This is a genomic window from Gordonia alkanivorans NBRC 16433 (assembly GCF_000225505.1).
Lineage (GTDB): Bacteria > Actinomycetota > Actinomycetes > Mycobacteriales > Mycobacteriaceae > Gordonia > Gordonia alkanivorans.
In genome coordinates this window covers 309992-321620 of sequence record NZ_BACI01000097.1, presented here as the reverse complement: position 1 = coordinate 321620, position 11629 = coordinate 309992, and the positions used below count along the sequence as shown (strand labels likewise).

At 68.9% G+C, this 11629-nt stretch carries 9 protein-coding genes; 6 read left to right on the top strand and 3 right to left on the bottom strand.

Annotated features, from left to right (window positions below; genetic code table 11):
* Positions 1-13: 13 nt before the first annotated feature.
* The 3 genes from GOALK_RS18190 to GOALK_RS18180 all read left to right on the top strand — a co-directional run bounded on the left by GOALK_RS18190 (position 14) and on the right by GOALK_RS18180 (position 4026).
* On the top strand, positions 14-1186 hold the full coding sequence (locus tag GOALK_RS18190) for an acyl-CoA dehydrogenase family protein (RefSeq protein WP_006360297.1): 1173 nt from the start codon (positions 14-16) through the stop codon (positions 1184-1186).
* 10 nt (positions 1187-1196) lie between these two features.
* Positions 1197-1841: a TetR/AcrR family transcriptional regulator gene (locus GOALK_RS18185; RefSeq protein ID WP_006360296.1), complete on the top strand. Its 645-nt coding sequence runs from the start codon at positions 1197-1199 to the stop codon at positions 1839-1841.
* Between the two features lie 112 nt (positions 1842-1953).
* Entirely contained in the window at positions 1954-4026 is a 2073-nt protein-coding gene (locus GOALK_RS18180) for an FUSC family protein (protein ID WP_006360295.1), read from the top strand.
* A 37-nt stretch (positions 4027-4063) separates the two neighbouring features.
* Here GOALK_RS18180 and GOALK_RS18175 read toward each other — a convergent pair whose 3' ends face one another.
* Complete coding sequence (locus GOALK_RS18175; protein ID WP_006360294.1) at positions 4064-5182, bottom strand: NDMA-dependent alcohol dehydrogenase; 1119 nt, start codon at positions 5180-5182, stop codon at positions 4064-4066.
* 50 nt (positions 5183-5232) lie between these two features.
* On the bottom strand, positions 5233-6729 hold the full coding sequence (locus tag GOALK_RS18170) for an aldehyde dehydrogenase family protein (protein ID WP_006360293.1): 1497 nt from the start codon (positions 6727-6729) through the stop codon (positions 5233-5235).
* Positions 6730-6987: 258 nt separating this feature from the next.
* On the opposite strand from GOALK_RS18170, the gene GOALK_RS18165 reads away from it, so the two are divergent.
* Positions 6988-8139 (top strand): HPP family protein, encoded by a 1152-nt coding sequence (locus tag GOALK_RS18165; RefSeq protein ID WP_006360292.1) that lies wholly within the window; start codon positions 6988-6990, stop codon positions 8137-8139.
* A 29-nt stretch (positions 8140-8168) separates the two neighbouring features.
* Here GOALK_RS18165 and GOALK_RS18160 read toward each other — a convergent pair whose 3' ends face one another.
* Complete coding sequence (locus GOALK_RS18160; RefSeq protein WP_035753501.1) at positions 8169-9839, bottom strand: sigma-54-dependent Fis family transcriptional regulator; 1671 nt, start codon at positions 9837-9839, stop codon at positions 8169-8171.
* 68 nt (positions 9840-9907) lie between these two features.
* Here GOALK_RS18160 and GOALK_RS18155 point away from each other — a divergent pair, with 68 nt between their 5' ends.
* On the top strand, positions 9908-10783 hold the full coding sequence (locus GOALK_RS18155; RefSeq protein WP_035753502.1) for an exodeoxyribonuclease III: 876 nt from the start codon (positions 9908-9910) through the stop codon (positions 10781-10783).
* A 163-nt stretch (positions 10784-10946) separates the two neighbouring features.
* Positions 10947-11552: a DUF8020 domain-containing protein gene (locus GOALK_RS18150; protein WP_035753503.1), complete on the top strand. Its 606-nt coding sequence runs from the start codon at positions 10947-10949 to the stop codon at positions 11550-11552.
* The last annotated feature ends 77 nt before the right edge of the window (positions 11553-11629 follow it).

The following is an 11629-nucleotide window of genomic DNA, read 5'->3' as shown; positions in this document are numbered from 1 at the left end:
AGGAAAAGACGCGATGACAGCCTTGGAGAACCCCTTCGTCGAGACCCCGGAGCGCGCCGCGCTGCGTTCCGCGGTCGCCGGTCTGGCCGCGAAGTACGGCCAGGAGTACTTCCGGGATTGCGCCCGCGAGGGACGCAAGACCGATGAGCTCTGGCAGGAGGCGGGCAAGCTCGGCTTCATCGGCGTCAACCTCCCGGAGGAGTACGGCGGCGGCGGTGCGGGCATGTACGAGCTCGCGATCGTCATGGAGGAGATCGCCGCCTCCGGCACCGGTCTGCTGATGCTGGTGGTCTCGCCGGCCATCTGCGGCAACGTGATCGCACGTTTCGGCACCGACGAGCAGAAGCAGCGGTGGCTGCCAGGCCTCGCGGACGGCTCGATCACGATGGCGTTCGGCATCACCGAACCCGACGCCGGGTCGAACTCGCACAACATCACCACCACGGCCCGCCGTGACGGTTCGGACTGGCTGCTGTCCGGTCAGAAGGTCTACATCTCCGGTGTCGACCAGGCTCAGGCAGTTCTGATCGTGGCGCGCACCGAAGACGCGAAGACCGGCAAGCTGAAGCCGGCGCTGTTCATCGTGCCGACCGACGCGGAGAACTTCTCGTACACCATGATCGACATGGAACTGCAGAACCCGGAGAAGCAGTTCCAGCTGTTCCTCGACGACGTCCGGCTGCCGGCCGACGCACTCGTCGGCGACGAGGACGCGGCACTCAGTCAGCTGTTCGCCGGGTTGAACCCGGAACGGATCATGGCCGCGGCGTCGGCGGTCGGCATGGGGCGGTTCGCGCTCGACAAGGCCGTGTCGTATGTCAAGGAGCGCACGGTGTGGAAGACGCCGATCGGCGCACACCAGGCCATCGCCCATCCGTTGGCGCAGGGCAAGATCGAGCTCGAGATGGCCAAACTCATGATGCAGAAGGCCGCGACGATGTACGACGCGGGCGACGACTGGGGTGCCGCCGAGCCGGCGAACATGGCGAAGTACGCCGCCGCCGAGGCCGCGGTGAAGCTCGTCGATCAGGCCGTGCACTCGATGGGCGGCAACGGGCTGACGACCGAATACGGCATCGCGCCGATGCTGAGCCTCGTCCGCATCGCCCGCGTCGCACCGGTCAGCCGGGAGATGATCCTCAACTTCGTCGCGCAGGCCAGCCTCGGCCTCCCGAAGTCGTACTGAGGCACTACCGATGGTGTCCACGCGTGTGTCGTCGAATCGTCGTGAACCGCAGCAGGAACGCTCACGCCTGACGCGTGAGCGCCTGCTGCGGGCGACGATCGACGCACTCGCGGCGGATGGTTGGGCGGCGGCCACCGTCGCCGCGGTCGCCGAACGCGCCGGCGTTTCGCGAGGCGCTGCGCAGCACCACTTCCCGACGCGGGAGTCGCTCATCACCGCTGCACTCGAGCAGGTCTTCGACGACCTGACGACGGCGGCGGACAGCAGGTTCGGGACGTCGGCCGCGCCGGGCGAGCCGATCACCCCTGCACGAGTGCTGGCAGCCGTTCAACGCGTGGTCGACGTCTACACCGGAACGGAATTCAAGGCGGCCCTGCAGGTGTGGGCGGCCGCGGCCTCCGATCCCGCTCTGCGCACCTTGATCCTGCCGCTGGAGGCGAAGTTCGCCCGCGCAGCCCATCAGCGCACGATGGCGGCGATGGGGGTCTCGCCGGCCGACGAGAAGGGGCATCGTCTCGTGCAGGCGACGCTCGACTTCGCGCGGGGGCTCGGCCTGGCCGACACCCTGACCGACGACTCGGCGCGACGAGCGCAGGTCGTCGACACCTGGTGCGAGCAGCTCGCGGTGTCGTTCGGGGTCGACGAGACCGACTGACGAGCAGACGGGTTCAGGCCGACGCCCGCCGCGCGTGCACCCCGCCGTCGGTGGCACGAACATGCGTCGCCGCCATCCTGCGGTCCGACGCGACGATGAGAAGATTCCTCCCATGGCACCGCCCTTCGCACTGACCGCACTGCTGACGACGCACGACCCTGGTGCGGCGAGGTTGCGCAAAGCCGCGCGCGGCGCGTCGGCGATGGCCATCGGTGCCCTGGTGGTTCTCGCGATCCGATCGGTGGTGAGCATCCCGGTCGCGGCCGAGCTCTCGGCCGGCTTCCTCTCGCTGTGGGCGACGGTCGGTGCGGTCAAGGACACGACCGCGCGGGCTCGGATCCTCACGACCGTAGCGCTACTCGTCCCCGGCTTCGCGGCGGCACTCCTCGCCTGCCTCCTACATCCGTGGCCGGTCGCGCGGGCGGTCGCCTTCGTGGCGATCGCCGGTCTCGCCGCCTGGACGACGCGGTACGGGCCGCGGGGGAGTGCGCTCGGGTTCTTCGGGTTCTTCGCGTTCTTCTTCGCGGTGGTGATGGGGGCCGACCTGCACACGTTGCCGGTGCTGTGCGGCCTCGTCGTCATCGCCGTGGCGAGCGCACTCTTCGTGCGACTGGTGCTGGTCCCGGACCGGCCGGGTGGGGAACTGGTGCGCCTCCTGCGGAGCGTGGAGGTCTGCGCCGACGATCTGCTCCGGGTCGCGAGCGAACCGGCGGCGGGGCCGCAGCGGGTGGCGGCGGCGGTGACCCGGCTGTCGGCGGCGACGAGTGCGGTTGCCGGATGGCAGGAGAACTACGATGCGGCACACTACTCGGATGTGGATGACACGACCCTGTCACGACGGGTCTCCATGCTCCATCTGTCCTGTGAACAGGCAGCCTTCCGGGTGGTCGAGCACCGAGCGGATCCCGCCGTCGCCCAGTCGGTGTCGCAGGTCCGTGGTGCGCTGAGGTCGTCGGGCGACGCCGCCCCGGCGCTCGTCGGAACGGGTCAGATCATCGAGACGTTGCGCATCGTCGTGGGGGCGACAGCCGATCTGCGCGCGATCGCCGTCGGGCGCCAGAAGCCGACCACGCCGGCGACATCCACGGAGGCGACATCCACCGGCAAGACGTCGACGCCGGCAAAGACGACACCGAGGCCCGACACCACCCGATTCGCGCTCCAGGTCGTGGTCGCCTGCTCGGTGGCCCTCGCCGTCGGCGAGCTCATCTCGGCGAGCCGCTGGTACTGGGCGGTGCTCAGCGCCTTCATGGTCTTCAACGGGATGGCCACGCGCGGAGCCATTCTCACCAAGGCCGTCAAACGGGTGCAGGGCACGGTGGTCGGGCTGGTGATCGGTGTCGCCGCCGTGCTGATCATCGGCGAACACCCCGCGGTGCAGTACGTGATCGTGGTCTGCGCGGTCTTTTTCGCCTTCTACCTCGGCGCGATCTCCTACACCTGGACGATCCTGTTCATCACGATCGTCCTCACCAACAGCTACGACCTGCTCGGTGTCCTGGACCGCCACGTCCTCGAGTGGCGCATCGAGGAGACCCTGTGCGGTGCCCTCGTCGGCGCGGCCGCGGCCTTTCTCATTCTGAGTACGCCGACCTCACCCGTCCTCGACACCAAGCTGCGGGCGTATTTCGACGCCCTGGTCAACATGGCCTCGGTTGCCCTTCGCAGAGGCGAGAACAGGCCGGGGGAGCCCGACTCCGACGCGGCCCTTGCCGCCGTCCGAGTGCTCGACGGGGCCGAAGCCGCGATGCTCGACGCCGCGACCTCGGCAGTGTTCTCGCTCAGCCGATTCCATCGATCGACGTTGCGCCGTCTGCGGCCGCATCTTTACGAGACGACACGTGAGGCAAGAGGACTCGCGTGGTCGGCGACCGGCCTGACGCGGTCGGAGGACACCGGGAACGGCGACCGGGTCGATCCGGGGATCGAGCAGGACCTCGTCGAGGAGCTCCGGGGAGCCGCCGACGCGACGGTGTCGGCGATCGAACACGGCGGTGTGCCGTCGAGGATCGCGAAGTCGACCAGGGACGTGGAGGTCGAGTACACCTTTCAGGCAACCGAGCCCGCCGACGACTCGCCGGCCCGGCAGGCCCGACGACTCATCGCATCGGTGCAGCGCATGCGCGCGGCGATCGCCGGGCCCGTCCGAACTCCTCGTGCAGACGAACAGCTCGCCGGCGAATGACCTGCCGGCGAGCTGTTCGAGTGTTCCGGTTGTCGGCTCATTCGCCGTGGATGATGACCCCGCGCAGGTTCTTTCCGTCACGGAGGTCCTGGTAACCCTCGTTGACCTGGTCGAGGGTGTAGGTCGTGGTGACCAGCTCGTCGAGCTTGAGCTGACCCTGATCGTAGAGACGCAACAGTTTGACGATGTCGTACTGCGGGTTGGCCGAGCCGAACAGGCTGCCCTTGATCGTCTTCTGGTTCAGCGTCAGGTCGGTGCCCGACACGTGCACGGTGAGCTTGGCCGGATCGGCCAGCCCGGTGATGACCACGGTGCCGCCCTTGCCGACGACGGCCGTCGCGTTGGACACGACCTCCTCGTCGACCGTGCCCACCAGGATGAGGGCCTGATCGGCCCCCTGCCCCCACGTCAGCTCGTTGACCTTGGCAGCGGCCTCCTGCGGATCGGAGTAGGCATGCGTCGCACCGAATTTCAGTGCGGCGTCACGCTTCATGTCGACCGGGTCGACGACGACGATGAACTTGGCGCCGGCCGACACCGCGCCCTGGACGGCGTTGATGCCGAGACCGCCGATGCCGTAGATCACCACGGTGTCACCGGCCCGCACACCACCGGCGTACACCGACGTGCCCCAACCGGACGGCACACCGCAGCCGACGAGCACAGCCTTGTCCAACGGCAGCCAGTCGTCGACCTTCACCACCGAGTGCTGGGAGATGGTGGCCCGTTCGGAGAAGGTGCCCAGCATGCACATCGCACCGAAATCGTCCTTGCCCGAATGGAATCGGAAAGTGCCGTCGGGCATCGAGCCCTCGAGGATGGTCGCGCCCATGTCGCACAGGTTCTGTCGTCCCGTCGAGCAGTAACGACAGGTGCCGCAGTTGGGGATGAAGCTGCACACGACGTGGTCGCCCGGCTTCACCTTGGTCACGCCGGGGCCGACGGCCTCGATGATCCCGGAACCCTCGTGACCACCCACGATCGGGTAGCGGGGCGGCAGATCGCCGTCGGTGAGGTGGAGGTCGGAATGACACAGTCCGGCGGCGGTGTACTTGATCAGGACCTCACCCTCGCGGGGCTCGTCGAGATCGAGTTCCACGATCTCGAAAGGCTTTCCGGGGGCGGTGAGAACGGCGGCCTTGGTGGTGAGTGTCATGACGTGCTCCTTTGCACTTGGGGAAACTCTGAAGGAAAGCGGGACGCCGGTCACAGCGCGATGTTCACGGCCTTCGTCTGGGTGTAGAGGTCGATGGCCGAGGACCCGAGTTCGCGGCCCCAGCCCGACTGCTTGTAGCCGCCGAAAGGCATCGCGGTGTCGAAGCCGTTGTACTGGTTGACCCAGACCGAACCGGCCTTGATCTGACGGGCCGTCCGATGGGCCTTCGACAGGTCGGTGGTCCAGATCCCGGCGGCGAGACCGTAGATGGAGTCGTTCGCGGCGGCCGCGACCCCGGTGTCGGCGTCGAACGGCAGCGCGGCGACCACCGGCCCGAAGATCTCCTCCCGCACGATGGAGAAGTCCGGTTCGACGTCGACGAACACCGTCGGCTCGATGAAGAATCCCTCGTCGCCCCAACGCTTTCCGCCGGTCAGCGCACGAGCTCCGTCCGCGATACCGGCCGCGAGATAACCGGACACGCGGTCGAACTGTTCCTGACTCACCAGCGGACCGAGTTCGGTGGCGGGATCGAGACCCGGGCCGATCTTCGCCTGGGACGCCGCCTCGGCGACCGCCGCGGTGAAGTCGTCGAAGATCGGCCGCTCGACGAAGAGCCGGGTGCCGGCGACGCAGCACTGGCCGTGATTGAACATCCATGCGGCCACCGAACCGGCGACCGCCTTCTCGAAATCGGCATCGGCGAAGACGATGTTGGGGCTCTTGCCGCCCAATTCGAGCGAGACCTTCTTGAGGTTGCCCTTGGCCGCCTCGACGATCTTCTTGCCGACCTCGGTGGAACCGGTGAAGGCGATCTTGTCGACGTCGTCGTGCGCTGCGAGCGCGGCACCCGCCTCGCCGAATCCGGTGACGATGTTGACCACACCCGGCGGGAACCCGGCCTCGTCGAAGATCTCGCCGAGCAGGAGCGCGGTGAGCGGTGTCTGCTCGGCGGGCTTGAGGATGACGGTGTTGCCCGCGGCCAGCGCCGGTGCCAGCTTGAAGGCGGCCATCAGCAACGGGAAGTTCCACGGGACGATCAGTCCGCACACCCCGACCGGCTCGCGGAGCGTGTAGGCGTGGAACTCGCCTCCCGGCACGAACGGCATCGACACGTCGACCGTCGAACCGGTGATCTTGGTGGCCAGGCCCGCGTTGTAGCGGAAGATGTCGGCGGCCCAGGCGGTGTCGACGGCGGCGGCGATGGTCGCGGCCTTGCCGTTGTCGAGTGCTTCGAGCTGACCGAACTCGGCCGCCCGTTCGGTGAGGAGATCGCCGACGCGCCACAGCAGCCGTTCGCGTTCGTTCGGCTTCATCCGCGTCCACGGGCCGGAGTCGAAGGCCTCGCGGGCGGCGCGGACCGCGCGGTCGATGTCGGTGGCGTCGCCGTGGGCGACCGAGGTGAGCGGACGGGCGGTGGCGGGGTCGATGGTCTCGAAGGTGCGGCCCGACGCCGACCACACCCAGTCACCGCCGATCAGCATCGGGCGGTCGGAGCCGATGAAATCACGGACCTTCGGGAGCAGCTCGGTGGCGACTGCGGTCATGGGTACCTCCTGGTGAAGCGCTCGACGCGGGGGAGAGGCGAGCGGGCAGAGATGAGACGGTCAGGGGTGATCTGGGTCATAGCTGTGACCTGACTCATTTCTGCCACCTATCGGGGTGGTCGCCGTGTCCAGAAACTGAACAGTCCGCTTTGTCGTGAACGAATGACGTGAACAGGAGGTCGCGAAAGGCGAGTTGCGCGGCGTCGCTAGCGTGTCCGGGGGCAGCGATCGCTGCCTGTTCACGCAGAGAGGGAACCGATGGCAGCGCGCATGGCCGATCGTTTCAGCGGTGCGCTGCAGTCGTGGGGGCCGTCGGGGGCGTCCGTGCCGACGCGCGAGTCGGTGCGTGCCGGGGTCGGCTCGGCCCTGGGTCTCGGGCTCGTCGGACTCGTCCTCGCCACGTCCGGCGTCGACCTGAACGCGGGCCTGTTCCTGATCGCGCCGTTCGGGGCGTCGGCGGTCCTGCTGTTTGCCGCACCCAACAGTCCGCTCGCCCAGCCGTGGTCGGCGGTCGTCGGCAACACCGTGTCGGCGTTCGCCGCCGTGGCGGTGACACTGCTGGTCTCGCCGAGTCAGCTGCGCGTCCCGCTCGCGGTCGGTGCGGCGGTCGTGGCCATGGTGATCTGCCGGGCGGTGCATCCGCCGGGTGGTGCGGTCGCGATGACCGCCGGGCTCAGTCCGGACCTGGTCCACGCTCTCGGATTCCGGTTCGCCCTGGCTCCCGTCGCGGTCGGGACGATCGCGCTGGTCGCGCTCGCGGCGGTGTACGCACGCCTGACCGGACGCCGGTATCCGTACCGCCGGTTCGACGACGAGTCGTCGGCCACCGCACGGATCGGGCTGGACGAGGACGAGTTGACCGACATCCTCAACCGCTACAGCCAGTCCCTCAACCTCGGGGTCGCCGACCTCGCGCGACTCATCGGGGCCGCCGAACTCCAGGTCGCCGGCCATCGCGCCGACCCTCTCGTCACCGGTGACGTCATGTCCCGGGACCTCGTGACGGTGGGACCGGACTCGACCCTCACCGAACTGGCGCAGATGTTCGACACCCACCGGTTCACCTCGCTGCCCGTGGTGACGCGCGGAGGCCGGTTCCTGGGTGTCGTCTTCCAGATCCATCTCGTCTCCCGGCTACGCGGAGGTGCGACACGACGTGGGTCGGACCGCATGTTCGGCCGACTGCTGCGCCGCGACGGCAGCGTGCTTACCGCTGCCGACGTGATGGACACGACCTTGCCGATCGCGTCCCCCGACGCTCCGGTGACCGCGGTGCTCCCGATGCTCGCCGGCAGTGGCTGTGGCGCCGTGCCCGTGCTCGACGGGGATCTTCTGGTCGGCATCATCACGCAAACGGATCTCATCGCCGCCCTCGCGCGGCACACGCTGGCCGATCCGCTCGTCGACTGACGTCCGGCGCGGCAACATCGCGGTGTCTCCTAGATCCCGAGGGCTCGCATCCGCGCGTACAGCGTGGTGCGGCTGATCCCGAGGTCCCGCGCGGCGTGGACCTTGTTGCCGCCGGCACGGTCGAGTGCGTCGACGATCGCCGCGCGCTCGGCCTGCTCCCGTCCGGAGAGATGGGCCGCCCGGCTCGTCGTCCGATAGCCAGACGGCAGGTCGGTCGCCTCGATCACGCGTGCCATCCGATCCCGGCACGCTGCCGCGGCCTCCCGCAGGACCGCGATCAGCTCGGCGAAGTTGCCCGGCCAGTCCTGGCTGAGCAGGGCATCGGTCGCCGGGCCGGAGAGAGTGAGTTCCGGATCGATCTGACCGAGGACGCCGCTCGCGATGGCCGCCAGCTCGGAGCTGCGGTGACGTAGAGGCGCGGGATCGACGCGCCGCGCACACCGCCCGAGCAGGGCGGCGACCGCGGGAGACGCCTGCGCACGAGGACCGCTGACGAGGAGCAACGGAGAGGCCGCCGGCGTCGACGCCGTGGCGTGCGTGAGCAGCGCGATCGACCGGTCGTCGAGCAGATCCACGCCGTCGATCACGAGCGGGACGCCGGACGATCGAGCTCGGGTGAGGTCGGCGGCGACGTCCACCCGCCGGCCGTTGATCAGCGCGTCCGCGACGTCGACGACCACGGCCGCGGCCTCGGTGTCGAGCGCGTCGGTCCCCAGCGCTTCGGCGGCCAGTTCGAGGGCCAGCGTCGTGCGCCCGGTGCCCGGCTCACCGGATACGGCGACGGTCGTCGACGACGGCCGGACCGGGGTCGAGCGGGTCGGTGTCGGCGTGAGGAAGGGGCGGAAGCGGAACAGCGCGGCTCCGCGGGTACCGGCCACCGGTTCGACGGCGATCTCGACCTCGGCGCCCGAGACGAGTGTCAACGGCAGCGTCGTCGAACGCAGCGCCGGGTCGGTGGCGATCGCCCGCAGCGCGCCGATGTCGGTGGGGGAGAGCAGTTCGGCGGCCAGGGCATTGGTGAGCTGCAGGTCGTCGCCGATCGCGGCCACCGCGACGTCCCGGCGCGGGGCGGCGCGCTGGAAGGCGTCGAGCACGCGGCGCTGGTGCGCACGGGACCGGTCGAGCAACCGGTCGGCGATGTCGGCCACGATGCCGTTGACGACCGGGACCGCGAGCGGGTTGATGCGATCGGCGATCTCGGACATGCAGATGATCCCGGCCAGGCGCCGCGTCGCGGGATGGATGATCGGCTGCCCGAAGCAGCTGATCGTCCGGAACTGTTCGAGGTAGTGCTCGGTGCTGTTCACGATCACCCCGCCGCGCGTCTCCGCGGGTGTGCCGAGCGCGGTGGTCCCGACCATGTCCTCCCCGAACGGGACGCCGGGCGCCGCGCCGATCGCGTCGAGCCGACGTTCGACGGTCGTTCCGAACGCCACCCGCGTCACCATGCGGCACTCGTGATCGACGAGCAGCAGGGACACGTCGGTGTCGGCGAGACGAGCCGCCGCGTCGTCGAGGACGGGGCGCGCTGCGTCGAGCAGGGGGTCGGCGGAACCGATGTCGTGCGTACGTGCGGGAGTGTTGTCCTCCGGCCGCACTCCCGACATCGCCGACCGACGCCACGAGTGCTCGATGACGGGGCGCTGCGGCGTTCGATCGGGACGGGAAGGGAGAGTGTCGATGAGACCAACGTGACACACATCACCGACGAAGGAAAGCCCGGACGCCGCCTCGGATCGGCGTCGGTGTGTCGTACTACCGTGGGCCCATGCGCGTCGCGACCTGGAACGTGAACTCGGTGAAACAGCGGATTCCGCGCCTCCTCCCATGGCTCGACGAACGTCGCCCCGACGTCGTCTGCCTGCAGGAGACCAAGCTCTCCGACGACGCCTTCCACGAGGTCCTCGGCGCCGATCTCGCCGAACGTGGCTACGAGATCGCGCACGCGGGGCAGGGCCAGTGGAACGGTGTCGCGCTGCTCTCGCGGGTCGGGCTCGAGGACGTGCGCGTCGGCTTCGCCGGCATGCCGGGTTATCCGACGCCGGAGACGCTCGAGGCCCGCGCGATTTCTGCGGTGTGCGGCGGTCTGCGCATCCACTCCCTTTACGTGCCGAACGGCCGCAGCCCCGACTCGGATCACTACACGTACAAACTCGAATGGCTCGCCGCTCTCGCGAAGGCGGTCGCCGACCCGTCGACGACGCTCCTCTGCGGCGACATGAACATCGCGCCCGCCGACGCGGATCTGTTCGATCCCGACGCCTTCGCCGGGCACACGCACGTCACCCCTCCGGAACGTGCCGCGCTCGCCGAGTTCGCGGCGCTGGGTCTGCGCGACGTGGTCCGTGACCGCTGGCCGGATGACCGGGTCTTCAGCTACTGGGACTACCGTGCCGGAATGTTCCACAAGGACCTGGGCATGCGGATCGATCTCATCCTGGCGGGTGAGTCGGCCGCCGGCCGGGTCGAGGCGGCCTGGATCGACCGCAAGGCGCGCAAGGGCAGCAAGCCCAGTGATCACGCGCCGGTCATCGTCGACCTCGACGAGGCGCCCGACGGCGACATCGGTCCGGTGGTCCCGCCGCCGTCGAATCCGGCGAAACCCGGTGGCGCGAAGGTGAAACTGCCCCAGACCCCGGAGTGATCCCGCTCACGATTCTCAATCTTTCTGCGCGGCAATGTGATTCGTCGACCCGTTGGGCAGGATTGGCCTGTTGAGACGATTGCGGGGAGGTGTCTCTTCTCCGATATGATCATCGCGGCCCGAGCACGGGCCGAAAGATCCTCGTGAGAGAGAGAATCCACACATGAAGCACCTCAGGGCAGGGATCATGGCGCTGGCCATGATGGGTGCAGTACTCATCGCCGTTCCCGTTGCGACGGCACATGCGGTACCGGCGACGGTGGCGCTCCCGACGGCGTCCGCGGCGATCGCCGGGGACCACAAGAGCGTGATCGTCGACGTGCGCGGGGGCAGCGTCGTGGTCAGCCCGGCGGGGGCGCTGCAGATCCTCGATTCCCGCGGTCGCACCGTGTCGTCGATGCCGCTGTCGGGGCAGATGGACGGGTTCACCGTTCCGCTGCGCGCCGCGGTCAGCGTGGACCGGTCGCGGGTCACTCTGACCCCCACGGTCAGCCCGGACCTCCGTGCGCTGCTCGACTCGGCAGCCACCGACGCAGCCAAGCAGAAGCGTCTGACCAAGGCTCAGCGCTACGACATCATGTGGGCGGAACTGAACAAGGGCTGGCGGGGGAACACGCCCCTCTACACGCTGATCGGTGGCCTCATCGGGTTCATCGTCTTCGGTTGGATCGGTGCCGGCGTGGGTGCGTTCATCGGTGCGTACATCGGGTACGGCGAGTCGAACCCGAAGGCATGGCCGTCGGTCGTCGCCTGGTTCAACACTCCGTAGGCGCACGGCTTTCCACGACCCGCCCCCTGCCCGGATCCCCGGACAGGGGGCGGCGTCGTACCCGGGTCATATCGTGG

Excerpts from the sequence above, each read along its gene's own strand:
- GOALK_RS18165 (WP_006360292.1), top strand. The coding sequence starts at position 6,988 with ATGGCAGCGCGCATGGCCGATCGTTTCAGCGGTGCGCTGCAGTCGTGG.
- GOALK_RS18190 (WP_006360297.1), top strand. The coding sequence starts at position 14 with ATGACAGCCTTGGAGAACCCCTTCGTCGAGACCCCGGAGCGCGCCGCG.
- GOALK_RS18175 (WP_006360294.1), bottom strand. The coding sequence starts at position 5,182 with ATGACACTCACCACCAAGGCCGCCGTTCTCACCGCCCCCGGAAAGCCT.
- GOALK_RS18170 (WP_006360293.1), bottom strand. The coding sequence starts at position 6,729 with ATGACCGCAGTCGCCACCGAGCTGCTCCCGAAGGTCCGTGATTTCATC.
- GOALK_RS18180 (WP_006360295.1), top strand. The coding sequence starts at position 1,954 with ATGGCACCGCCCTTCGCACTGACCGCACTGCTGACGACGCACGACCCT.
- GOALK_RS18150 (WP_035753503.1), top strand. The coding sequence starts at position 10,947 with ATGAAGCACCTCAGGGCAGGGATCATGGCGCTGGCCATGATGGGTGCA.
- GOALK_RS18185 (WP_006360296.1), top strand. The coding sequence starts at position 1,197 with ATGGTGTCCACGCGTGTGTCGTCGAATCGTCGTGAACCGCAGCAGGAA.
- GOALK_RS18155 (WP_035753502.1), top strand. The coding sequence starts at position 9,908 with ATGCGCGTCGCGACCTGGAACGTGAACTCGGTGAAACAGCGGATTCCG.